The 23,299-nt window shown below is 43.9% G+C and carries 20 protein-coding genes, 1 tRNA gene and 1 riboswitch; of the genes, 10 read left to right on the top strand and 11 right to left on the bottom strand.

The window, feature by feature from the left end:
• Positions 1–29 precede the first annotated feature (29 nt).
• From D1136_RS01405 to D1136_RS10860, 6 genes are all read left to right on the top strand, one after another.
• Entirely contained in the window at positions 30–3,527 is a 3,498-nt protein-coding gene (locus D1136_RS01405; RefSeq protein ID WP_161875829.1) for a hypothetical protein, read from the top strand.
• Positions 3,528–3,529: 2 nt separating this feature from the next.
• A complete protein-coding gene (gene tsaE, locus D1136_RS01400) occupies positions 3,530–3,946 on the top strand; it encodes a tRNA (adenosine(37)-N6)-threonylcarbamoyltransferase complex ATPase subunit type 1 TsaE (protein ID WP_161875828.1) in 417 nt (138 codons plus the stop codon).
• Positions 3,947–3,967: 21 nt separating this feature from the next.
• Positions 3,968–5,185: an alanine dehydrogenase gene (locus D1136_RS01395; protein ID WP_161875827.1), complete on the top strand. Its 1,218-nt coding sequence runs from the start codon at positions 3,968–3,970 to the stop codon at positions 5,183–5,185.
• Between the two features lies 1 nt (position 5,186).
• The gene (locus D1136_RS01390; protein ID WP_161875826.1) at positions 5,187–7,532 is read left to right on the top strand and encodes an OmpA family protein; all 2,346 of its coding nucleotides are present in this window, start codon (positions 5,187–5,189) and stop codon (positions 7,530–7,532) included.
• 346 nt (positions 7,533–7,878) lie between these two features.
• Positions 7,879–8,043 (top strand): hypothetical protein, encoded by a 165-nt coding sequence (locus tag D1136_RS01385; RefSeq protein WP_161875825.1) that lies wholly within the window; start codon positions 7,879–7,881, stop codon positions 8,041–8,043.
• Positions 8,044–8,100: 57 nt separating this feature from the next.
• Positions 8,101–8,280, top strand: coding sequence for a hypothetical protein (locus D1136_RS10860; RefSeq protein ID WP_237566947.1), 180 nt, complete (start codon positions 8,101–8,103; stop codon positions 8,278–8,280).
• Here D1136_RS10860 and D1136_RS01380 read toward each other — a convergent pair.
• The 4 genes from D1136_RS01380 to truA all read right to left on the bottom strand — a co-directional run bounded on the left by D1136_RS01380 (position 8,261) and on the right by truA (position 11,111).
• Positions 8,261–8,836 carry a Fic family protein gene (locus tag D1136_RS01380; protein ID WP_161875824.1) on the bottom strand — a complete coding sequence of 192 codons (576 nt, stop codon included), beginning with the start codon at positions 8,834–8,836 and terminating at the stop codon, positions 8,261–8,263. The two genes, D1136_RS10860 and D1136_RS01380, sit on opposite strands and share 20 nt — an antisense overlap.
• 190 nt (positions 8,837–9,026) lie before the next feature.
• A tRNA-Phe gene (locus D1136_RS01375) sits at positions 9,027–9,099 on the bottom strand.
• Positions 9,100–9,168: 69 nt separating this feature from the next.
• The gene (locus D1136_RS01370; protein WP_161875823.1) at positions 9,169–10,353 is read right to left on the bottom strand and encodes a DUF4105 domain-containing protein; all 1,185 of its coding nucleotides are present in this window, start codon (positions 10,351–10,353) and stop codon (positions 9,169–9,171) included.
• 2 nt (positions 10,354–10,355) lie between these two features.
• Complete coding sequence (gene truA, locus D1136_RS01365) at positions 10,356–11,111, bottom strand: tRNA pseudouridine(38-40) synthase TruA (RefSeq protein WP_161875822.1); 756 nt, start codon at positions 11,109–11,111, stop codon at positions 10,356–10,358.
• A 156-nt stretch (positions 11,112–11,267) separates the two neighbouring features.
• On the opposite strand from truA, the gene D1136_RS01360 reads away from it, so the two are divergent.
• The 3 genes from D1136_RS01360 to D1136_RS01350 are packed head-to-tail and all read left to right on the top strand — an operon-like array spanning position 11,268 to position 14,136.
• A complete protein-coding gene (locus D1136_RS01360) occupies positions 11,268–11,945 on the top strand; it encodes a YggS family pyridoxal phosphate-dependent enzyme (RefSeq protein ID WP_161875914.1) in 678 nt (225 codons plus the stop codon).
• Positions 11,946–11,974: 29 nt separating this feature from the next.
• A complete protein-coding gene (locus D1136_RS01355) occupies positions 11,975–12,949 on the top strand; it encodes a dihydroorotate dehydrogenase-like protein (RefSeq protein ID WP_161875821.1) in 975 nt (324 codons plus the stop codon).
• Complete coding sequence (locus D1136_RS01350; RefSeq protein ID WP_161875820.1) at positions 12,946–14,136, top strand: transglutaminase family protein; 1,191 nt, start codon at positions 12,946–12,948, stop codon at positions 14,134–14,136. Before D1136_RS01355 ends, D1136_RS01350 begins: the two co-directional genes overlap by 4 nt.
• Positions 14,137–14,185: 49 nt before the next feature.
• On the opposite strand, the gene D1136_RS01345 is transcribed toward D1136_RS01350, so the two are convergent.
• The 7 genes from D1136_RS01345 to D1136_RS01315 all read right to left on the bottom strand — a co-directional run bounded on the left by D1136_RS01345 (position 14,186) and on the right by D1136_RS01315 (position 22,139).
• Positions 14,186–14,920, bottom strand: a complete 735-nt coding sequence (locus D1136_RS01345; protein ID WP_237566946.1) for a HesA/MoeB/ThiF family protein — start codon at positions 14,918–14,920, stop codon at positions 14,186–14,188.
• Entirely contained in the window at positions 14,893–15,999 is a 1,107-nt protein-coding gene (gene thiH, locus D1136_RS01340; RefSeq protein WP_161875818.1) for a 2-iminoacetate synthase ThiH, read from the bottom strand. The genes D1136_RS01345 and thiH overlap by 28 nt, the downstream gene beginning before the upstream one ends.
• Before the next feature lie 47 nt (positions 16,000–16,046).
• Positions 16,047–16,811, bottom strand: coding sequence for a thiazole synthase (locus D1136_RS01335; protein WP_161875817.1), 765 nt, complete (start codon positions 16,809–16,811; stop codon positions 16,047–16,049).
• Positions 16,786–18,768: a thiamine phosphate synthase gene (locus tag D1136_RS01330; RefSeq protein WP_161875816.1), complete on the bottom strand. Its 1,983-nt coding sequence runs from the start codon at positions 18,766–18,768 to the stop codon at positions 16,786–16,788. Before D1136_RS01330 ends, D1136_RS01335 begins: the two co-directional genes overlap by 26 nt.
• A 13-nt stretch (positions 18,769–18,781) precedes the next feature.
• Positions 18,782–20,539 (bottom strand): phosphomethylpyrimidine synthase ThiC, encoded by a 1,758-nt coding sequence (thiC, locus tag D1136_RS01325; protein ID WP_161875815.1) that lies wholly within the window; start codon positions 20,537–20,539, stop codon positions 18,782–18,784.
• Between the two features lie 38 nt (positions 20,540–20,577).
• The gene (gene thiS, locus D1136_RS01320) at positions 20,578–20,778 is read right to left on the bottom strand and encodes a sulfur carrier protein ThiS (RefSeq protein ID WP_161875814.1); all 201 of its coding nucleotides are present in this window, start codon (positions 20,776–20,778) and stop codon (positions 20,578–20,580) included.
• A 59-nt stretch (positions 20,779–20,837) separates the two neighbouring features.
• Positions 20,838–20,933, bottom strand: a riboswitch (TPP riboswitch).
• Positions 20,934–21,044: 111 nt separating this feature from the next.
• Complete coding sequence (locus D1136_RS01315; protein ID WP_237566945.1) at positions 21,045–22,139, bottom strand: MFS transporter; 1,095 nt, start codon at positions 22,137–22,139, stop codon at positions 21,045–21,047.
• Between the two features lie 211 nt (positions 22,140–22,350).
• Between D1136_RS01315 and D1136_RS01310 the strand changes: the two genes are divergently transcribed.
• Positions 22,351–23,259 carry a bifunctional enoyl-CoA hydratase/phosphate acetyltransferase gene (locus D1136_RS01310; RefSeq protein ID WP_161875812.1) on the top strand — a complete coding sequence of 303 codons (909 nt, stop codon included), beginning with the start codon at positions 22,351–22,353 and terminating at the stop codon, positions 23,257–23,259.
• Positions 23,260–23,299 lie beyond the last annotated feature (40 nt).

Genomic DNA, 23,299 nt, shown 5'->3' with positions numbered 1-23,299 from the left:
GGATATTGCGGGGAGTAATACCGGTGTGTATGAGATATTTTTTGTATATAATAGTGGTGTCGGTGCTGGTATTGAGCGGTTGTTCGGTGAAAAAGAATAATTTCTTTTCACGGAATTACCATCAAATGACTACGCGTTATAATGTTTATTTTAATGGGAATCAGGCTTTAAAATCTGGTATAAAAGTGATGGAAAACAGGCATAAGGAGGATTATACCAATTTATTGCCTGTTTTTGTCTCTAATAATGAGCAGACGAGGGCGTTGTGTGCTTCGGATATGGACTATGCTACCGAGAAGGCGGCGAAGGCGATAGATAAGCATTCTATTACGGCTAAACCCAGACGGCGCAAAAATAAGGATTCGAAGAGCTACCAGACTTTCCGGAAAAAGAAAGAATTTAATAAACAGCTGGATAAGTGTTATTTGTTGTTGGGAAAAGCTTATTTCTATAAGAAGAAATATGCTATGGCTAACAATACTTTCCGTTTTATTCAACGCCAATATGCTGATGATGAAAAAGTCATGACGGAAGTGGCCATCTGGATGTTCAGAAGTCTGACTGAAATGGGGAGGTATGAAGAAGCAGAGAAGGTGGGGGAACAATTGAAGGGAGCAAAGTTATCCCAGAAACAAAAAGAATTGGTGACGGCTTCCCGGGCAGATTTTTATATCCGTCAAGGCTTGTATGCAGAGGCTATACCGGAGGTGGAAAAGCTGATAAATTTGTGTAAAAACTGGAAACATAAACCTCGCTACCATTTTATTTTATCCCAACTTTATCTGAAAGAAAATCAGGATGCGGCGGCCCGGTTGGCCTTGAAGAAGGTCACTCGTTTTAACTTTAATTATGAGATGGTGTTTAATGCCAAAATTAATATGGCATTGGCTTATGAGCAGGGGAGCGGGATGGTGGAGAAGAAGTTGCAGAAGATGTTGCAGGATGCCAGAAACGAAGATTATCAGGACCGGATTTATTATGCCTTAGCGAATATTGAAGAAAAAAAAGGAAATGAAAAAGAGGCTGTCAGTTTATATTGGAAGTCGGTTCAGGCTTCTGTAAATAATGATAACCAGCAAGCCCTTTCTTACGGTAAGTTAGGGGATTATTATTTTAAGGAACGGGATTATCTGCAGGCCCAGGCGTGTTATGATTCCTGCTTGTATTTCATTGATTCCCGCTATGAGGATTATGAGTTATTGAAAAACCGTTTGACGGATTTGACGGATTTGGTGGGTAGTATACGTACTATTCAGTTACAGGATAGTTTGTTACGTATAGCCGACTTGCCTGAGGCAGAGAGAAATAGTTTGATTGATGATAAAATCCAACAGATTAAGGACGAAGAAGAAAGAGCGAGGGAGCAGGCCCGGCGGGAACAGGCGGAACGTCATTTTTTTGACCGGAATCAAATGCTTAGCCGGGGAGATGCTTTTTCGCAGAATAGTGGTAACGGAAATGACTGGTATTTTTATAATCCGGTGACCATAGCCTTGGGGAAAAACGATTTTAAGCGGAAATGGGGAAGGCGCAAGTTAGAGGACAACTGGAGGAGACAAAATAAGTCCATGGTTGAGTTTAACAGTCTGAATGAAGATCTGGCGGCAGAAGGAGAGCAGAAAAAAGAGAATCTGGATGCGAAGAGCCGGGAATATTACCTGAAAGATATTCCTTTGACTCAGGAAGCGCGTGAAGTGGCTGTAAAAAAAATAGAAGATGCTTATTATCAGGCTGGTGAACTTTATATGTATAAGTTTGATGATCCGGTCAAGGCAATGGAGTGTTTTGATGCTTATATCAGGCGTTCTCCGGCTAATAATAATTTGCCGATGGTATATTATCTGGCCAACAAAGCGGCTCAGAAAGCCGGTAAATTTGTTGAGGCCGAGCAGTATAAACGGCAACTGCTTACCCGTTTCCCGGAAAGTGATTTTGCCCTGGGAATCCAGGACCCTGATCATTTTCAGAAGGTGGAAGATGTGACAAAAGTAGTGGAACGACTCTATGAGCAGGCTTATCATTATTACCAGCAAGTTTTTTACGGTGAAGCTATCGGTATCTGTGATAATATCTTGAAGAATTATCCGGATAATAAATTGAAAGCCAATGTCCTTTTTCTGAAAGCCATGTGTGTGGTGAACACTCGTCCTGCAGAAGAAGGGAAGGCTGCGCTGAATCTGGTTCTGGAAGCTTCTCCGAACCGGGAGATACACTCTGTGGTCAATCAGGTTCTGGCTTCTTTAGCGAGCGGAGAAAGGCCGGTGAGGTATACTTCTTTGGAAATGGCCGAAGCCCGGTCTTTGCAGGCCCACCGGAATTGGCGGTTTGACGAAGAGGTACAAAGCGGAAGGAGCAGAAAGGAGGAAACTACTTATAAATTTGAAAAAGAACAGGCGCATAGTGTGATTGTCCTTCTTCCCCCGGAGTTTAATGTAATCTCTGAAACTCGTTTTAAAGCAAGGATGACATTTATCAATGCTTCCGAGGAGGCAGAAAGGGGAAAGATGGAGATGAAAAAAGAAGAGTTCTGGCACAGGCAGAATGGATTGAAAATAGGTGAGTTTCGGGATGCCAGCGAGGCTTTGAAATACTTGAACCGGATAGCTACCGACAGACATTTACTAAGGATCATCGGCAATGGGGTGTACCGGATGTTTGCTATTGACGAGAAGAACCTGAAGGTTTTGAAACGCCTGAGAAAAACGGATGATTACCTGGATTTCTTTACAGAAAATTATTTTGAAGACCGTCGTGAGGGAGAGATTCTGGCAGGGAAATGGGGTACTGTAGCCCATGTGTTCAGGTATGAAGCGAGGATTTCGCATGATTTTGTTCTGGCTGTCCCTTTTCGGGAAGTGAATATCCAACAGGTTGCTGAATTGCTGCGGAGGATAGAACCGGGCTTTACCCTGGTGAAAGAAGATTATAATAATCAGTTTGAATTGATTGTAGTCAAGAAAATCGGGACTAAAGAGCCAGCCTTGAATTATATGAATGCTGTATTGAAGGATAAAGCTGTATTTGATTATCTGGCCGGTACGAACTATGAGACTTTTATTATCACGGAAACCAATATGAAGGCTTTGACGGAGAATGAATATATGGAGGAGTATTTGAAATTTTTTAATGACAATTACCTGAAAAATGCGGGTGCAGTGGGTATTGAAGAGGGGGATTTTGTCTATAATAAAAGTGTGGCTCATAAATTTGTGCTTATTTATCCCAATACGATAGACCCTTATAAACTAAAGACCGTATTTGAGGACTTTAACTTTGCCGGTTTGGTTTTAAATAATTTGAAGTTTGATGAGAAGAATGATTGTATGGTGATTTCAGGTTTTAATAGTAAAGAGGAAGGGATGCGTTATTTCAATGCGGTGGTGAGTAACCGTAAATTGTTGAAGCCTTTACGAAATATAGATTATACGAATTTTATCATTACTGAAGTAAATTTGAATGCTTTGCTGGAGAAGAAAGGAATGGAATCTTATCTGGAATTTTTTAAAAAGTATTATTTGAATCTCTGAGTATGGAGTGGATTATTAAGGATTTATCGGATATAGAAAGGGTGGCGGAAGAGTTTCTGGCTTATACAGAGGGGAAGACTCTCTTTGCTTTATATGGGCCGATGGGAGTTGGCAAAACCACTTTTGTAAAAGCGGTAGCCGCTTGTTTAGGGGTGGAAGATGATGTAAGTTCTCCTACTTTTGCTATAGTAAACGAATATTTGACAAAAAAAGGGGAATCTGTATATCATTTTGATTTTTATCGCGTAAATGATGTATCAGAGGCACTGGATTTTGGCTATGAGGAATATTTTTACGGGGGTGGCAGGTGTTTTGTCGAGTGGCCGGAGAAGATTGAAGAGTTATTGCCTGAACATATCGTAAACTGCTATTTCTCTGAACATCCTTCCGGTAGTAGAATATTGAGGGTGGAGATGTAGACCTATTCGCATTGATTTGATATGGACACCAAAGGAAAAATGTCGGGAACCATTACTAAACAATGGTTCCTGTATGAGGAAAAAGAACTTTTTTCCGAGAAAAAGCAGAAGAAACTGCTCATCGGGATCCCGAATGAGCTGGATAAGGGGGAAAGCCGGGTTTGCCTGACTCCCGAATCCGTCCAGATTTTAGTGTCTATGGGACATGAAGTGTGGTTGCAGCGGAAGGCAGGAGAGAATGCACATTATACGGATTGTGAATATGCGGAAGCCGGTGCTGTTATTGTTGAGACATTGCCTGAAGTTTACAGGGCAGATATGGTGATTAAGGCTACTTCTGTTACTGTTGCAGATACGGCTTATATGCATGAACAGCAGGTGGTCCTTTCTCCTTTGAAATTGGGGGATTTGCGTAAGGATGCCATAACGGAGATGATGCAAAAGAAGATTACGGCTATCGGGTTTGATATTTTGAAGGATGCTGACGGGTATTTCCCTGTTGTACGGATTATGAGTGAGTTAGCCGGAAATTCTGCCATTATGATTGCCAGTGAATATTTGAATAATTCCAGGGGTGGGAAGGGGGTCCTTCTTGGAGGAGTGAGTGGTATTACCCCGACAGAGATTGTGATACTGGGTGCCGGAACTTTGGGGGAATTTGCAGCCCGTACGGCTTTGGGATTGGGGGCTACGGTGAAGGTTTTTGATCATTCGGTGGCCCGTTTGCGCCATTTGAATGAGGTATTGGGTCAGCGTGTTTATACTTCCGTATTTCATAAGCCCATCGTCGACCGGGCTCTGGCTTCTGCTGATGTGCTGATCGGGGCTTTGCGTTGTTTTGATAATGCATCCAATATCATCGTAACGGAAGAGCAGGTACGTTTGATGAAGAGAGGTGCTGTTATTGTTGACATGTCTATTGACCATGGGGGATGCATAGAGACTTCCGGTCCGACTACCCATGAAAAGCCGGTGTATACTTATGAGGGGGTTATTCATTATTGCGTTCCCAATGTATTGTCACGTGTTGCCCGGACGGCTTCTATTGCTTACAGTAATGTATTTTTGCCTTTGTTTCAGCGTATAGCCGCCCAAGGGGGGATATACAAGGCTATTCGTTATGATATGGGGATGAGGGAAGGGGTTTATTTGTATAATGGAATTTTAACGAAACAAGTTATTGGAGATAAATTCGGATTGTTATCCAGGAATATTGATTTATTAATAGCGTCTTTATAAAATGGTGCGATTTATTGTTTTTTGTTGTACTCTGGGGTGTTTGTTAACGGCCTGTTCGTCTCAATACTATGTCAGGCGGGGAAATAAAATTTATGATACTGGCCGGTTTTATAAGTCCGCAGCAAAATATGAGAAGGCTTATGAAAAAGCCAAACCGAAGGAATATCAGGCTAATGCTGCCATCCGTGCAGGGCAGGCTTATGGGCAGGTGAATCTGTTGAAGGATGCCTGTGCCTGGTACCGGAAAGCCCAACGGGTCCAAAAGGAAAATCCGGAAGTATATCTGAAGATTGCGGAATTGTATGCGCGGATGGAAGATGAGGAAAAGGCGAAGGAGTACTATCAGGAATATGAAACATTATTTGGTGACGGAAAAGGGAATGACGGACTGTATCGTCTCGGGCAGATTAGCCAGGACAGACTTCAGGAAGGAAGATATACGGTTGCTTTAAAGAAGGAGTTGAATTCCCGGAATAGTGATTTTTCTCCCATTTATTTTGCTGGTGATACTTGTACGGTTTATTTTTCCTCGACCCGGAAAAGCGACCCCCTCAGGAAGAAAATCAAGCGGGACCCGATCACGGGGGACGGATACAGCCATCTCTATAAAGCGGAATATGTCCAGGAAGTCCGGACTGTGGGAAAAAACGGCGAGGTGAAGGTGAAAAAATTTAAAGAACCGCGTTGGTTGAAGCCGGAATTATTACGGGATTCTTTGTATTCCAACCGCCATGACGGAAGCATCTGTTTTTCTGCTGACGGTCGTATTGCTTATTTTACCTCTTCCCGGATGATAAAAGGAAGTAACTCCGGCACCCGTATCTACCAGGCCGCTCCGGGAAGCGGAACGGACAGGAAGGACGGGGAAAAAATAAACTGGTCTTCGGTCTGCCTGGCTGGCATTTGTGGTGATTCGGTTTCCATGGGGCATCCGGCTCTTACTCCCGACGGTGCGAGGTTGTATTTTGTTACGGATGCTTTGCCCGGAGGATATGGGGGAAAGGATATTTGGTATGTAGAAAAAGAGGGTGAGAAATGGGGACTTCCGGTGAATGCCGGTGAGTTAATCAATACGGCCGGAGATGAAATGTTTCCGGTTGTGAGGGAAGACGGAACCTTGTATTTTTCTTCTAACGGACGTTATGGTTTCGGAGGATTGGACCTTTATAAAGTGGAGACGGAAGATGGAAAATCCCGGGTAGTACATTTGCCTGCTCCCTTAAATTCGGGTGCCGATGATTTTGGTATTGTTTTCCAAGCCGGAGAGGAGCATGGATTGTTTTCTTCCGGCCGGGGAGGACGAGGTGACAATATTTTCAGTTTCCGTTTCATACCCCAGCAATTGGAAGTGAAATTGCTGGCAGAAAATGCTGCTACGGAAATGCCTGTTTTTAAAGCGGAAGTGACTGTCACAGCAGACGACGGCTCTGTTACCTATCTGGAAACGGATTCTTCCGGAACAACGACTATGCCGGTGGTTGCAGATAAGGAGTATGTTTTTGTGGTTAGCCATCCCCAGTACCTGAAAGGGAAAGGAACTGTTTCTACTTACCGGGAAAAGGCCGACCGTCTTTATGAATTGAGTGTGGCTATGCAACCGATTGAGAAACCGATCGTCATTCCTAATATTTATTTTGATGTGGCGAAATGGGAATTGCGTCCTGATGCCCGTGAAAATCTGGAAGAGCTTTTGCAGATCTTAAAAGATAACCCTAATATTACCATAGAACTGTCTGCTCATACGGATATGGTCGGGAACGCCCGGGCTAATTTGCTTCTATCCGAGAACAGGGCACAGGCTGTGGTGGATTATCTGATAGAGAAAGGAGTTTATTGGGACCGGCTGGAGGCAAAAGGATATGGAAAAATGCGTCCCCGGCAGATCAATGAAAAAGAGGCCAAACAGTATGCTTTTCTGAAAGCTGGTGATGTATTGAATGAAAGACTGGTAGGCCGGTTACGGGGAGAACAGAGAGAGGTGGCTTTACAGTTGAACCGGCGTATAGAGTTTAAAGTAGTGAGGACAAATTATAAACCGGGTCCGAATTCCCAGTATAATCCTCATCGGAAAGCAGTTGCTGCAGAAGAGGGGGTAAAACAAATCGGGAAGACGCAGCTAAAAGACCTGAAAGATATAAAAGGTAAATTTTATACCCTCCAATTGGGAGTGTTCAAAAATATACCTGCTGTCATTCATCAGTTTCAGGTGGTATTTACCGAAAAAGTAAAGGACGGAAGTGTGCGTTATTGTACAGGGATTTATGATACGAGGGAGCAGGCTTCTAAAGCTGCAACAGCTTTGAAGAATCAGGGTACAGACTGTTTTGTGAGAGAATATACTCATTGAGTAGGACCAGGTTTCACGGCATTGCTACTGAGGTGAATAGTTTCAATAGGCTTTGATGGGTTTATTGGAAAAAACAGTTATAAATCTTTTGTATTATGTTTGCATTCTTGTAAAAATAGTTTGTATATTTGCTACGATACAAAGCGTTGTGTCGTTATGAATGAAATGATGTAAAGTTTATTCTTTTTCTATAGTAAAGTCGGCAAACTTTTTAAAGAGCAAGAAAGATGAACTGTATGTCACATATAAAATATGTGGCCGATTAGTTTGTCATTTGCTCTGGGAATTGCCGCCCCCTACTATAGAATGGTGAATAATCGGTCACTTTTTATTGTGTGGGCATACTATGGAAGAAACAAAATTAGTTAACAACACGAATCTGATCACCGAAGTGCTGAATTCAATGGTGTGTGAGAAGAGTGAAGTCATGTGGATTGTTCCGTTTAATGAGGAATTGCAGGAACAAATTGTAGATGATTTGTTTTCCCGTTATCCGGTTTCTGATAATTGAATGTAATAAGATTATCGTAAGACCCGGTGTTTGGGGAAAATATTGTATATTTACATCATGAAAAAAATACAGAAAGACCTCAGTTTGAAGCTTGTGAGATGTTCTGACAACGGGCGCAAGTATATTCTTGATTCAATGATTGCTTCTTTTAGAATAGAGGGTATTTCTATTCCGGAGAAACGGGTCCAGGCTGTTTTTAGCCGGGTGAATGAGCGGCTTAAAAAGCAGATGCAATAATATTCTCCATGTAGTGGTAGTTTTTTTCGCCGGCCTGTTGAACGGCGATTACGTAATCCTTGAAATTGATTTTTTCAAAGCGCAGGCCTTGATAACCTTGTTTGCGCACCATCAGATTTGCCAGTATGCGGGCAGTCCTGCCATTTCCTTCGCGGAAAGGATGGATAAAGAGCAATTCACCATGCACCCGGGCCACGTCCCTGATCAATGCAGTTTTATCCGTATACTGGTCCGGGAGTTGCAGGAGTATTTGATTCTCGAATAATTGCATGCTTTCTGGGATGAATTGAGCTGCCGGAAAAAGAAAACCTCCTTTGGACATATTTACTGTCCGATATTTACCGGCAAAGGAGTATAACTCTTCCAGGGCCAAACGATGTATCTTGCAGATATAAGAACAATCGAAATGTGTAGCAGAGGTCAGTTGTTCGGTGAGCATAATTTCTGCCAGAAGAAATCCTTCAAATTCAGCTTCAGCAATCTCTGCGGGAGATGTTAATCCCAGCAAATTAGGATATAATTGTTTTTCCTCTTCATTGGTGGTGTATCGGCTCATATCTATCTTTCTTACCTGACTGTAAATTTAAGAAAAATTGTTTTAGGGTATACAATATTTATTATGACTGATATTGAAGTGTTCATGTTTGATTTTCGGTTGACGTCTTGGTTGACATTAACTACTCAAAACGACCAAAAATGAAGACAAAAAGAAAAGCAGCTACTTTCGTAACTGCTTTATTTTGAGGTGGTAGCACCTGGAATCGAACCAGGGACACAAGGATTTTCAGTCCTTTGCTCTACCGACTGAGCTATGCCACCAACAACTGCTGTTTTGCGTGTGCAAATATATGGATTTTTAGTGAAACAACAAGAACTTTATGCATTTTTTTAATTATTGTATGTTGTGTTTGTAGTATTCATGGATGATTTGCTTTTGTTTCTGATTTTGGTGCATAAATATATCATGAGTACGATTAAAGAGACAGAGGCCATTGGGACTGCGGGTTGAAGAAGAAACCAGGCGGGTATTGCCGCAATTAGCAGAATAAGGTAAATTTTCAGATAAATCTGAATAAAGCGGGGGAGAATTTTCCGAATGATAAATGGTATGACTACAAGGTTTAGCGGATTGGCCCAGAGGATATTCCAGTTCGGAGCAGTGATGGGATGGGCGGTGAACCCTCCCAAAAATACAATTAAACAGCCTAATATACCGGAGAATAGAAACAAAAGTATGGCTATGGTATTGAGGAAGAAAGTACATTTTAGTTTTTGCAGGAGAAAAATAAGGATAAATGTACTTACGGCAAAGATAAAAATGGGATGTATATACCAGGGATAATCGTTTTTGGCAGGGGGAGCTTCATATAAAATCTCGGCTTTCCCGGCAAGCGGATGCTCACGGATAAAAGCTGTATTTAAACCTTGCATCAGATAGTCCGGAAGAAACATGGTCTGGTAGGTATCGGCCTTCCGGTTTCCTCCTTGTCCTAAAATTGAATGGATGCCCCATTGTACCCATGGAGAGGCTTTCAGGTATTCGTCCAGCAGATTCCAGAAACTTTTGCTCTTGTCTGCGATTTTCCATTCTATGGTGTCATGGATGCTTCGGGCTAAGATATCGCGGCTGCGGGTCGTACAATTGTCCCATAAAAAATTGTAGAGATAAGAGCGGTTTTCAGGGCGATAGTTTTCTAATAAAAGGTCGAACATTTTTTGTTTCTGAACAGAATCCAGGTGGAGTTTCTGGGAATAGACCGTGCGTTGCTCTTCCTTGTAAGAAGCCAAAAAATGAGGGAACTCTCCGACAGTAAGCTGATAGGGCAGTAATCCCTGTGCATATTTTAAATAAAAATGCGGCGTTGAAAAATCGAAAGTTCCGTAATTGAACACCAGGTCGGTGTGATTGCTGGAATCGTATACCCGAATGGCCGTGTGTCCGAAGAGAGAGTATAATTCGGTGCCCGGAGAGCACGTTAGTATACTGATTTCCGCTTCTTTGGAGAGTGGGAAGGCTTTACTTTCTCCATAGCCTATCATTATGACGGATAATAGTAGAGTCAGGTATTTCATCTTTATTTATCGTTTATATTTTCCTGCGGATATTCAATGTTACAAAGGAACAGGGCATGTCCGGGAACAGAAGTTCCTGCATTGCAGCGATTTCTGGATTCAATGATCCGGCGAAAATCTTCCAGGGTCGATTTTCCCTGGCCGATTTCTACCAAAGTACCTACGATGGCCCGGACCATATTCCTGAGGAAGCGGTTGGCTTTGATGGTGAATATCAGTTGCCGGCCGGTGTCTTCCCAATAGGCCTCATGTATATGGCAGAGATTGGTTTTGACGTCTGTATGTAATTTTGAAAAACTGGTGAAATCGGTATAATCGGATAATATACGGCAGGCTTCATTCATAAGCCTGATGTCCGGCAGAGGAAATAAATGCCAGGCATATTCGCAGGTAAAAGGATTTTTTTGTTTGTCAATGTAATATTTGTAAGTCCGGGAAAGGGCAGAGAAACGGGCATGCATATGCTCAGGTACCGGATAAATCCTAGAAGCAGCAATGTCTTTTCCTGTGAGCCGGTTTAGTTTATAAACCAAGTGTCCGGGATTTTCAATGGGAGAATCGGTGTCGAAATGGGCGACATAGAAAGAAGCATGTACGCCGGAATCGGTGCGGCCCGCTCCTGTTACTTCTATTTCCTGGCGTAGCAGGGTTGTCAGTGCTTTGTTAAGGGCTGCCTGAATGGTCGGTTGTCCCGGTTGAACCTGCCACCCGTGGTAATGACGTCCGTTATAAGACAGTTCTATAAAATATCTGTTCATTTTTCTTTTATCTTGGGCGAAGATAAGAAATTTTCTTTTGCGGTAAATCAGAGAAAAGAATTTGGCAACTTTCATCCGGAGAATTCGTTTATTTTAATGTATATTTGTGCAGACATCATTCAGTTAAGAAATATAAAAGTTGTCGGGTATATAGATATGGATATTCGGGAAAACTTAAAGAAAATATTAAATACTTTACCGGAAGGTGTGCAATTGGTGGCTGTTTCTAAAACAAAACCTGTGGAATCTATCCGGGAAGCCTATGCGGCAGGACAACGTATTTTCGGAGAGAACAGGCCCCAGGAAATGGCAGCCAAACACCAGGAGTTACCATCGGATATTCTGTGGCATATGATCGGACAATTGCAGGAGAAAAACGTTAAATATATTGCAGGTTTCGTGGATTTGATTCACTCTGTGGATAGCCTGAAGGTGTTGTCAAGAATTGACCGGGAAGCCGCCAAACATGACCGGGTGATAGACTGTTTATTGGAGTTTCACATTGCACGGGAAGAGACCAAGGCAGGTTTGAGATTGCAGGAGGCAGAGGAGATATTGAAGAGTGAAGTCTGCCGGAATATGAGAAATGTGCGGATTGTCGGAGTGATGGGAGTGGCTACTAATACGGATGATGAAGATATTATCCGGGAAGAATTCCATCATTTGAAAGAGATATTTGATGACCTGAAGAGAAAATATTTTTCCAAGGAAGCAAGTTTTAAGGAATTATCTATGGGGATGTCGGGGGATTATCAGATTGCAGTGGGTGAGGGAAGTACTTTGGTCAGGGTGGGAAGCTCAATTTTCGGTGAAAGAGAATATCGGACAAAATAAAGAAAGTTAATCATAAATATAGGAAAGATATGGCAAATTTGAAAACTATTTTTGTGGGATTGGAGTTGGGCAGTCCTGTTATTGCCGGAAGCAGCGGATTGACTGCTGATGTGAGTAAATTACAGGAAATAGCGGATAGCGGAGCCGGAGCAGTGGTCTTGAAATCGGTATTTGAGGAACAAATCAGACGTGAAGCTGCCCAATGCATCGGAGACAGCTATCCGGAAGAGGCGGATTATATCCAACAGTATGTGAGGGCACATGCTTTGCAGGAGTATATTGATTTGGTGAAGGCGGCCAAATCCCGGTTGAGAATCCCGGTAATTGCCAGCATAAATTGCTTAAAGGATGGGGAATGGGTCAGTTTTGCCCGGGAACTGGAGCTGGCGGGAGCTGATGCTTTGGAGTTGAACGCTTTTATTTTGCCTACTGATCCTTTTATGGAAGCAGCAGAGGTGGAGAACCTGTATTTTGATATTGTGAAACATGTGAAGGCGGTGGTAAAGATTCCGGTTATCATGAAAATCAGCCGTTATTTCACCAATCTGCCTGCCTTTGTCAGTAAGCTGAAAGGTTATGGCGCAGATGCTGTTACGGTATTTAACCGGTTTTATGAACCGGATATTGATATAGAGCATTTGTCTGTGGGGAGTTCTTCGGTGTTCAGTACATCTGCCGATATACGTGCATCCCTGCGTTGGACCGGGATTCTTTCCGGGAAAGATAAGAAACTGGAATTATCTTCCTCTACCGGGGTACACGGAGGAGATGCTGTTGTGAAACTTCTGTTGGCAGGGGCAACGACTGTTCAGGTATGCTCTGCTCTTTATGAACAGGGAATAGGGTGTATCGGTTCGATGAATGATTTTTTGAGTAGTTGGATGGATAAAAAGGGATTTAATACCATTGCAGAATTTCGGGGTAAACTTTCTTATACGGATGCCGAGCATGCAGACCGTTATGAAAGAGCCCAGTTTATGAAATATTTTAGTGATAGAAAATGAAAGCCGTCTTATTATTTTTAGTGGTGTGTGCTTGTGCCTGTTCGGTGAATCCATATTCGGGAGTACCGGAAAAGTACCATACCTTGATTGAACAGGCACTGAGTAAAGCCGGAGAAAACCGGACGGAATTGGAGAAAGCATTGCTGGAGGCTCCGAAGAAGGAAAAGGAAGGCATGGCTTTTTTAATTGCTTATATGCCGGACCGGGATTTGCAGGAGTTGAGTGCTGCTTTTTTGCTGGAGAATACGGAATATGCTTATAAAGCACGGGAAAAATATTCCTGGGCTCGGGCGTTACCGGACAGTATTTTCCTGAACGAGGTGTTGCCTTATGTTAGTTTGAATGAAACCCGGGAAAACTGGAGGAAAGATTTTTACGAACGCTTTGGCCAGTATGTGGATACGTGCCATAACCTGCAGGAAGCCATTGAGGCGGTTAACCGCCATATCCGGGATGAAGTGGGAGTGGACTATAATACCTTGCGGGAAAAACCGGACCAGGCTCCGTTTGAATCCATACGTCAGCAGATGGCTTCTTGTACCGGGCTTTCCATTTTATTGACGGATGCTTTCCGGGCTGTCGGCATTCCTTCCCGGGTAGCCGGAACTCCCAATTGGCACGATGGACGGGGAAACCACAACTGGACTGAAGTCTGGATGGACGGGAAATGGTTTTTTACAGAGTATTATTTCCCCGGACAGTTAGACCAGGCCTGGTTTTTTGCGGATGCCGGCCAGGCTTCGAAAGATGATCCTCAAAAGGCAATTTATGCATCTTCTTTCCGTCCGACAGGGATTTCTTTTCCTTTGGTATGGGACCGCAATATTCAATATGTGCCGGCGGAGAATGTCACGGAGCGGTACAATGAGCTTTATGCTTCACACTTGTCGGCTATTACAACCGGAGGCAATCATGTGCCGGTAAGGGTCAGTATGTTTGCGACCAACCAGTGTACCCGCACTTCTGATAGCCGGGTGGCTGTCAATGTGGATGTTTTTTGTGGAAAAATGCAAATGGGCGGGGGACGTACTTCGGGACCGTTGCAGGATATGAATGATGTGCTTACTTTTATGCTGGAAAAGAACAAGACTTATACCATCTGTTATACGGATGGAAAAGACCAGGCGAAAAGAGTGGAAGTGCAAGTAGAAACACAACCGAAGGATGTGAATTTATATATGCAATAGCAAAAGCGCGGGGAAAGGGATACTGTTCCTTTTCCCCGGCTTATTTCCGTTAAATGAATTGAAGGGTTTTAAATGAACCTTCCAACAAGTCTACCAATAATAATTTTCCGGACAACGTAGTTTTGCTTTCCAGGATGATTTTTAAGGTCTCTGCAGCCTGTATGGAACCGATTGTTCCCGGCAATGCACCAATAACACCCGAAGGTTGCTGAAAGCCAGCTATTTTTTCGTGATAAGGATAGAGATCGCGGTAATTTGGTCCTCCTTGATAATTAAACACGGAAATTTGGCCTTTAAACTCACAAATACTTCCATAAACGAAAGGTTTACCGGTTTCCATACACGCGTCATTAATCAGATAGCGGGAGGATAAATTATCTGTTGCATCTACTACAATATCATATTTTTCTATAATTTTGATTGCATTCTGAGCAGTCAGGCGGTGGGGTATGGCTATAAGGTGACATCCGGGGTTTAACGCTTTCAGTTTGTGTTCGGCGACTTCCACTTTCATTTTTCCTATACTTCCGGTATCATACAGGACCTGGCGTTGTAAGTTACTTTCTGATATGTGGTCATCGTCCATAAACCCCAATGTTCCGATTCCTGCAGCAGCCAGATAAAGAAGAATCGGGGAACCCAGTCCTCCGGCACCAACGACTAATACTTTGGCCTGCTTTATTTTTTCCTGGCCTTTTTCACCTATTTCTTTCAGCAGGATGTGACGGGAATATCTTTCTTGCATAGTTGTTTTTATTACATCCAGTTTTCCCAGTCTTTCCATACCGGTTCATACCCTTTTTGTCTGATGCTGTGGGCGACTTCTTCGGGAGTACGTTCGTCGCTGATATGAAATTGTTCCAGGGCCTGGGGATAGGTAAAATATCCTCCGGGTTCAGTCTTAGAGCCGGCGCTGAGCGAGGTTATTCCCAATGGGAGCATATTGTCCCGGAAGTAGGCTCCTTCCCGGGTAGATATGGAAATGTCCACATCATGGTCAAAGATTCTGAATGCAAAAATCAATTGTGCCAGTGCTTTGTCTTCCAAGATAACATTGGGTTGAAAATGTCCTTCGGAAGGACGCATGCGGGGAAAATTCACACTGTACCGGGTTTGCCAGTAATGTCGTTGCAGGTAGCGCAAATGCCGGGCCATCATCGTTACATCCGTTCGCCATTCTTCCAGTCCGATTAATACGCCCAACCCGATTTTATGAACTTTGGCTTGTCCCATGCGGTCGAATCCGTTTAGGCGCCATTCAAATTTTGATTTCATTCCTTTCGGGTGGTAAACATTATAGCGATTGCTGTTATAAGTTTCCTGGAAGCAGACAACCCCGTGCAGTCCGGAATGGGTAAGTCGTTCATATTCTTCTGCCTTAAGCGGCATCACCTCAATGGAAAGATTAGCGAACAGGGGGCGGGCTATTTGTAACGCCCGTTCCAGATAATCCACGCCGGCTTCTTTGGGATTTTCTCCTGTCACTATCAGGAGATTTTCAAAATCACCGAGTTTCTTGATGGCTTGCAGTTCGTTTAATATTTCTGCTTCACTGAGAATCACTCTTTTTAAAGGATTATTGTGATTAAAGCCGCAATATACACAGTAGTTCGTACAAGAGTTTGTAATGTATAAAGGTATGTACATGGAAATGGTCTTGCCAAATCGTTGCTGGGTGTATTTCTGGCTTAAAGCAGCCATCGGTTCCAGGTATTTTTCTGCTGCCGGGGAGATAAGGGCCATGAAATCCTCTACTTCCAGATGTTTCTTGCCCAGGGCCTTTTCTACATCTGCTGTTGTTTTGGAGTAGATTTCCCGGGTAGTGTCTTCCCAGACATATTTTTTTAGTTCTTCTGAAAACATGATATACGATGCATTTGCTCTTTGGGGTTGATGAATGTTGTTGCCGTTTAACCGAGGAATGTTGTCAGGGGACTGCTGGCCTCGGCGGATGCTTTTCCCGGTAATCCTGCTTCGAAGGCCATACGGCCTGCTTCTACGGCCTGTTTAAATGCTTCGGCCATTTTCACCGGATTGCCTGCGACGGCTATGGCTGTATTTACAAGTACAGCATCTGCTCCCAGTTCCATTGCCTCCATTGCATGACTGGGGGCTCCGATTCCTGCATCCACGACCACCGGGATATTGCTTTGTTCGATAATGATTTTCAGAAATTCCCGGGTTTGTAATCCCTGATTACTGCCGATAGGTGCTCCCAATGGCATGACAGTGGCTGCCCCGGCATCTTCCAGACGTTTACAGAGTACCGGGTCGGCCTGGCAATAGGGAAGAACTATGAATCCCATTTTAGCCAGTTCTTCCGTGGCTTTAAGTGTTTCCACCGGATCGGGCAATAAATAGCGGGGATCCGGATGAATCTCCAGTTTAAGCCAGTCAGTACCGAAAGCTTCCCGGGATAGCTGGGCTGCAAAAATAGCCTCCTTGGCATTTCGTACTCCTGAGGTATTGGGGAGCAATTGTATTCCCGGCCGAAGGATATGTTTCAGCATATCATCGTTTTTATCTTCCGCATGAATGCGTTTCATTGCTACCGTAACCAACTGACTGCCGGAAGCCAGGATAGCCTCTTCCATTTTATCATTGGATGAAAATTTTCCGGTTCCCGTGAATAGGCGGGAGGTAAAAGTATTATTTGCAATTTTTAAAGGTGTCATGAGATGTAGTATTTATGATATGAATAATTTTTTGTGTTTCAGAGTGCATGTTGTCGTTGTTTTTAATCAGTCCGGAAAGGGCAATGCCTTGTATTCCGGTTTGCATCAGAGGAGGGATGTCAGTTTCGGTGATTCCGCCGATGGCAAAGACGGGAAGGAACAGCTTGTTTTGCCGCATACACTCCAATAGTTTGCGGTAGCCTTCCAATCCCAGAACAGGACTGAGTTTTTCTTTGGTGGACGTATAGGAAAAAGGTCCGAGGCCAATGTAATCCACTTGTTGGAGGTGGCGCAGTTGTATGTTTTCCCAGGTGTTGCAGGTGGCACCGATTATTTTATCCGGGCCGAGGATTTTCCGGGCTTCCCGGGGGTCCATATCCTCCAGACCCAAATGGACCCCGTCTGCGTCCAGTTGCCGGGCAATTTCAACATGGTCGTTAATAATGAACAAAGCATTGTAGCGGTGGCAAATCTCTTTGATTAACCGGCCTTCTTTCAGGATTTCAGCGAATGGGGCGTTTTTCATGCGCAACTGAACCCATCGCATGCCGCCCCGGCATACCGCTTCAATTTGCTCACACAATGAAACATCGTTTTTAGGAGCGGTAATATACTGCAAATTCAACTCCATGGGAAAAGGTTTGGGACGGAAAGAGGCGTATGGTATTGTATGAAAGCCTAATTTACTGTCATTGCTTCTTATAACCCGGGTTATGTAAATCTGTGCTTTACTACATGCTTCGGTTAAAGGCAGACCTTGGGCAAGGAACGAAATTAAGGCTGCCGAAAGAATACATCCTGTGCCGTGCTTGCCGTATTTATCCCGGGGAACGGTAAAGCGGACAGTTTCTCCGGGAGTAATCAGGCAATCCGATACTTCCGTGCCGGGAGTATGTCCTCCTTTCCACAAAATATTCAGTCCGTGGTCATGGCAAACGGTTTGAAGGTCTGTTAGGGAAGAAGTGCCAAAAAGTTGATGCAGTTCTTCGGTATTGGGTGTAATCAGATATAACCTTTTCAGGACAGGAGCCAGCGTAAACCGTTCGGCAGAGTGGAAAATGTGACCTGCGGAAGCTTTGAGTATGGGGTCCCAGATGATTTTAATGGTGGGATAAGTGTCTTGCAGCCATGCCGTCAATTGTTCCAGCGTTTCCAGATTTTCAATCAATCCGATTTTAAGGTATTCCGGCAAATGCTTTTCAAATTGCAATTCACATTGTCGTTGAATTTCTGACAGAGGAATCCAGTGGGTGCCGGAATATTTATCTTCCTGTTGAAAAGTGATGGCGGAACAAATTCCCAATCCGTAACTTCCGGTGGCTTCACAAGTTTTCAGGTCGGCTGAAATTCCTGCTCCGGAAGAAGGGTCGAATCCTGCAATGCTCATCGTGAACGGAGTTTTCAGCCGGAGGAAGCGGGAGAGTGCCTCGTCGGGTTGTTCCCAAATATAGCCGAGTGCGGCAATTCCTTTGAATCCGGCCAGACGGCATGCATCTATGCGTTCGGGAGTGATTCCTCCCAAGGCAATGACATCAGCGGAAAGGCCTGACACATCCGGCAGGACGGGAAAACGGCTGTTATAGCCTTTTTTTGAAATGCTGTCGAATACAGGACTCAGGAAACAATAGGCAGGCCGGAACGGGAGATTTTGGATTTCCTCCACACTATGGCAGGAAATGCTGATGGGAACCCGAGGGTAGCGGTGGTAATTTTTTCCGTCTCCTCCCTTTAAATGGATGCCGTGTAAATGATAAGTCTCTGCCAGGTGATAATAATCGTGAAGTACTATCCGGCAGCGGTAGCCGGGCGCTATCTGCCGGATAAATTCTTCATAGCTTTCTGCAGTTGCACCGGGCTTGCGCAAGTGTAAAAGCGACAAACCGTGTGCAAACAGATTGTTGCAGATAACGGCTTCATCTTTCAGCCATTGCGGGGATGTAATAATGATTGTTTGCATCGTGTGCCGGTTGCTATTGTTTTCCGGTATTTATTTTTTCTCTTAGTTTTTTGCTGGCCCGCATGGAACAGAAGTGTTCTCCGCACATAGAGCAGAAATGAGCTTCTTTGTGTCCCTCTTCCGGCAGGGTTTCGTCGTGGAATTTTAAAGCTTTTTCCGAATCCAGGGCCAGGTGAAACTGGTCTTTCCACCGGAATTCAAAACGGGCTTTGCTCATGGCATAGTCATGGTAATAAGCTGCCGGGTGACCTTTGGCTAAGTCGGCGGCGTGGGCTGCCAGTTTGAACGTAATAACCCCTTCCTTGACGTCATCCCGGTTCGGAAGACCCAGATGTTCTTTCTGGGTTACGTAGCATAGCATGGCTGTTCCGAACCAGCCGATCATGGCTCCTCCGATGGCGGAAGTGATGTGGTCGTATCCCGGAGCGATGTCTGTGACTAATGGTCCGAGGGTATAAAAAGGAGCTTCGTGGCAGTATTTCAACTGCAATTCCATATTTTCTTTTATTTTGTGCATCGGGACGTGTCCCGGACCTTCTATAATGGCCTGGACATTGTGTTTCCAGGCTATTGCGCACAATTCTCCCAGCGTTTTCAGTTCTTCGATTTGTGCCGGGTCGTTGGCATCTGCTATACATCCGGGACGCAGGCCATCGCCTAAAGAGATTCCGACATCGTATTTTGCCAGGATTTCACAGATCTCTTCAAAGTGCTCATAGATGAAACTTTCCTGTTTGTGGGTTGTACACCAATGTGCCATAATGGAACCTCCGCGTGAAACAATTCCTGTGAGGCGTTTGAGGGTCAGAGGAACATGCTTCCAACGTAATCCGGCATGGATGGTAAAATAGTCGACGCCTTGTTCTGCTTGTTCTATGAGGGTGTCTTTAAAGATTTCCCAGTTTAATTTTTCGACGTCACCGTTTACTTTTTCCAGTGTCTGATACAGGGGTACGGTTCCGACGGGGACCGGAGAATTGCGGATAATCCATTCCCGGGTTTCGTGGATGTTTTTTCCTGTGGAGAGGTCCATGATGGTATCTGCTCCCCACCGGAAAGCCCATACGGCTTTTTCCACTTCTTCAGCAATGGAGGAGGTGACGGGTGAGTTACCGATATTGGCATTGATTTTTACCAGGAAATTCCGGCCGATAATCATGGGTTCGCATTCCGGATGGTTGATATTGGCCGGAATGATGGCACGTCCGGCAGCAATTTCCTGGCGGACAAATTCGGGCGTAATATAGTCCGGGATCCGGGCGCCGAAAGACTCTCCCTGTTCTTTTTTATATTTTTCACGTATTTGGTCTGCCAATTGGTTTTCCCGGATAGCGACATATTCCATTTCCGGTGTAATGATTCCTTGGCGGGCATAATACATCTGTGTGATTTGTTTCCCTTGTTGTGCCTGGCGGGGATGAACGTTGACATGTTCGAATCGGAGATGGTCCAGACTTTTGTCGGCCTGCCGCATTTTACCGTATTCTGAACTCAATTCTTTCAGTTTGCTGGTATCTTGCCGTTTTTCAATCCAGTTTTCCCGGAGCCTGGGGAGTCCTTTGTGTAGGTTTACCGTGTAGGTTGTATCGGTATAGGGACCGGAAGTATCGTAAACGACAACATCTTCATTTTCAATTTTACTGCCGTCCAGGTCCAGGGTTGGGGATAATTTGATTTTTCGCATAGGAACACGCAAATCAGGTTGTGATCCCGTGACATAAATTTTTTCTGATCCGGGTAACGGTCCCGTTGTTACGTCAAATGTTTCCATGATTGTATTTTATTTTATATTTCGACATTGTATTTTCGCTATCCGCCTTGTACGGCCTTGATGATAAGAATATGGCTGCCTTCACGGATGAAAGTGGTTTCCCATTGTGTTTTTGGGATAACGGTGTTGTCTATGGCTATCGCTATGTTTAGCGGTTGTATATCTTGCAGGGCAAGAAGTTGTGTCAGGCTTATTCCGGACTGGCATTCAACGGGGATGTCATTGATAAAAATCTGCATAAGCAATTCTTTCTTTTTATTTAAAGATTATCCGGGGGAAAGTAAAACGGACAGAAATAAACAGAATTGCTCTTGTTCCCTACGCCGGCATTACCCGGATCAGGTTCGAGGGTATAATCTCAGCCCGTAATGTTAAGGCACCCCTTTAATAATCCGTAGCAAAGTTAAACGAAAAAGATAAACCAGCAAATTTCTTTTATCTTTTGTGCAGAGATTGACATTTCGTTTCCGTACATCTGCATAAAGAAGGGGAAAAGTCCGTTTGATTATTCTTTTTTCCACTGCAACAACAGGAACAGTAAGCCCGGCATAAAAATAATCAGGGCGGCGATTTGAAGGGCAAAAGCAAGTGAAAAAGCATCGTTCAGCCATCCGATGAAAGGAGCCATTACCGCAAAAATCAAGCGGATGATAAAATTCCGGATAGATAAAACAGTGGCTCTCATTTCGGAAAAAGTCTGGCGGTTGATGTAGCCTTTCAGAATGGGAGTGGCAAAGCCCCGGACAATATAGAAAATGAAAAGCAAAAAAAGACTGAAATAATTGAGGCTATATGCAACAGACAAATATCCGCCGACAATAAACAACAAAATGAAAATATAGGTTTTATTTTCCCCCAATCTGGCATTTAAGGCATCTGAATACAGGGCTGCAATTCCGACAGTCAGATTAAGAATTGTCCATACGATTCCGAACCAGGCTGTCGGTAAGGCTATATGTATCAAGACGGGTTGTACGAACCACGCCATAGTGAGAGTAGCTGTGCCGATAATGCCTGAAAATATGATGTTATAACAAAGATTTTTATTGGTAATCAGGGAATAACGGATAATTGCTCCTATGTTCCGGATGGGATTTTCTATGTGTTTTCTGGTATAAAATTCCCGTAGGAACAGGGCTGCCGGGATTCCTATAAAGGCAACACCAACCTGGCAATAGAAAGGCAGGCGTAAAGAAGAGGTTGCCAATAAACCTCCGCATATTCCTGCAAATGCCTCTGAAAAGTTACCCACCATGGTGACTTTCCCTTCGTATTTGAGGTATTCGTCTTCCCGGTTGTATTTTATCATCGTATCGTATAATAAGGCCGAATCTGCACCTGAAACAAGGCTTTGTCCGGTTCCCAGTAAAATTTCAGCCAGAAGAAATGCATAAAAGGTATCTGAAAAGGAATAACAGACAAATCCGCCGAAAGCGATCAGGCAACCGCTTATCAGACAATTACGCCTTCCCCAGGCATCTGCCAGATAACCGGTTGGAATATCCAGACTGACCGAAACGATGGAATATACGCTTTTGAGTAAAAGAATTTCTTTCAATCCGAGCCCGTTTTCTTCGTAGAATAAAACGATAATGGGCATAATCAAGGTAAACCATTTGGATATCTTGACTAAATAAAGAGAAATAATATTTTGCCTGAATGCATTCACGAATAAGGCCTGTTTTATGTGGCAAAGATAAAGAAATGACAATAAAATTGCACATGAATTAAGAAAATGTGCAATTCCGTTTTGATTTTTAATATTAATATCTAATTTTGCTTCAAATTGAAACCATATAATCATTTTATTTATGAAAATTGAAAGGATTAGTGATATATATGAAGTGTTGAAAGGGTACACACATAAAAAACGTTTGGTCGTAGCCTATGCCAACGACAGTCATTCGGTGGAAGCTGTTCATGCAGCAGTTCAGGCTGGTTTGGTAGAAGGTATCTTAGTGGGGGATCGGGAAAGAATCTGTGAAGTTTGTCAGGAAAACGGTTATGATGTGTCCTGTTTCCGGATTGTTCACGAGCCGGCAGAGATGCGTGCTGCTGAAACGGCTGTTGCTATGGTGCGGAACGGAGAAGCTGATGTGATCATGAAAGGATTGGTCAGTACGGATAAGTATATGCGTGCTATCCTGAACAAAGAAAAAGGTTTGGTTGCACCTAATACCATTCTTTCCCATGTCACCGTAATGGAATGTCCGGCCTATCACAAATTGTTGACGATTAGTGATGTGGCGGTTATTCCTTGTCCGGATTTAAGCCAGAAAATGGCTATGATAAAGTATGTGACCAATACGGCAAAGGCCTTGGGGGTGGAGACACCAAAAGTGGCTTTGATTGCTCCGACAGAACAGGTGCTTCCGAAAATTCAGTCGACGGTGGATGCTGCTGTACTATCGAAAATGAATGAAAGGGGACAATTGACCGGGGCGGTGATTGACGGGCCTATGGCGTTGGATGTTGCGGTGGATAAAGAAGCTGCCGATATCAAGAAAATACGGTCGGTGGTGGCCGGTGATGCTGATTGTCTCATATTTCCCAATCTGGAGTCGGGAAATGTTTTTTATAAGACCAATAGTAAACTGGGAGGTTCCAGGCAGGGGGCCGTCCTGATGGGAGCCCAGGTTCCCAGTGTGTTGTCTTCCCGGGGCGATAATGTGGAGACCAAATTAAATTCTATTGCTTTGGCGGCAATTCTTTCTGCCTGAAAAAAATACTGCCATTTCGCAGGAGTGCGGAATGGCAGTA

Origin of the sequence: Odoribacter sp. Z80 (assembly GCF_009935865.1) — a bacterium.
In the GTDB taxonomy this organism is placed as follows: domain Bacteria; phylum Bacteroidota; class Bacteroidia; order Bacteroidales; family Marinifilaceae; genus Odoribacter.
The sequence above is the reverse complement of the archived record's forward strand: the minus strand, read 5'-3'. Positions and strand labels throughout refer to the sequence as shown.

Bases quoted from the DNA above. Each gene is read 5' to 3' on its own strand.
- D1136_RS01405 (WP_161875829.1), top strand. From the start codon at position 30: ATGAGATATTTTTTGTATATAATAGTGGTGTCGGTGCTGGTATTGAGC.
- tsaE (WP_161875828.1), top strand. From the start codon at position 3,530: ATGGAGTGGATTATTAAGGATTTATCGGATATAGAAAGGGTGGCGGAA.
- D1136_RS01395 (WP_161875827.1), top strand. From the start codon at position 3,968: ATGGACACCAAAGGAAAAATGTCGGGAACCATTACTAAACAATGGTTC.
- D1136_RS01390 (WP_161875826.1), top strand. From the start codon at position 5,187: ATGGTGCGATTTATTGTTTTTTGTTGTACTCTGGGGTGTTTGTTAACG.
- D1136_RS01385 (WP_161875825.1), top strand. From the start codon at position 7,879: ATGGAAGAAACAAAATTAGTTAACAACACGAATCTGATCACCGAAGTG.
- D1136_RS10860 (WP_237566947.1), top strand. From the start codon at position 8,101: ATGAAAAAAATACAGAAAGACCTCAGTTTGAAGCTTGTGAGATGTTCT.
- D1136_RS01380 (WP_161875824.1), bottom strand. From the start codon at position 8,836: ATGAGCCGATACACCACCAATGAAGAGGAAAAACAATTATATCCTAAT.
- D1136_RS01370 (WP_161875823.1), bottom strand. From the start codon at position 10,353: ATGAAATACCTGACTCTACTATTATCCGTCATAATGATAGGCTATGGA.
- truA (WP_161875822.1), bottom strand. From the start codon at position 11,111: ATGAACAGATATTTTATAGAACTGTCTTATAACGGACGTCATTACCAC.
- D1136_RS01360 (WP_161875914.1), top strand. From the start codon at position 11,268: ATGGATATTCGGGAAAACTTAAAGAAAATATTAAATACTTTACCGGAA.
- D1136_RS01355 (WP_161875821.1), top strand. From the start codon at position 11,975: ATGGCAAATTTGAAAACTATTTTTGTGGGATTGGAGTTGGGCAGTCCT.
- D1136_RS01350 (WP_161875820.1), top strand. From the start codon at position 12,946: ATGAAAGCCGTCTTATTATTTTTAGTGGTGTGTGCTTGTGCCTGTTCG.
- D1136_RS01345 (WP_237566946.1), bottom strand. From the start codon at position 14,920: ATGGAAAGACTGGGAAAACTGGATGTAATAAAAACAACTATGCAAGAA.
- thiH (WP_161875818.1), bottom strand. From the start codon at position 15,999: ATGTTTTCAGAAGAACTAAAAAAATATGTCTGGGAAGACACTACCCGG.
- D1136_RS01335 (WP_161875817.1), bottom strand. From the start codon at position 16,811: ATGACACCTTTAAAAATTGCAAATAATACTTTTACCTCCCGCCTATTC.
- D1136_RS01330 (WP_161875816.1), bottom strand. From the start codon at position 18,768: ATGCAAACAATCATTATTACATCCCCGCAATGGCTGAAAGATGAAGCC.
- thiC (WP_161875815.1), bottom strand. From the start codon at position 20,539: ATGGAAACATTTGACGTAACAACGGGACCGTTACCCGGATCAGAAAAA.
- thiS (WP_161875814.1), bottom strand. From the start codon at position 20,778: ATGCAGATTTTTATCAATGACATCCCCGTTGAATGCCAGTCCGGAATA.
- D1136_RS01315 (WP_237566945.1), bottom strand. From the start codon at position 22,139: ATGCCCATTATCGTTTTATTCTACGAAGAAAACGGGCTCGGATTGAAA.
- D1136_RS01310 (WP_161875812.1), top strand. From the start codon at position 22,351: ATGAAAATTGAAAGGATTAGTGATATATATGAAGTGTTGAAAGGGTAC.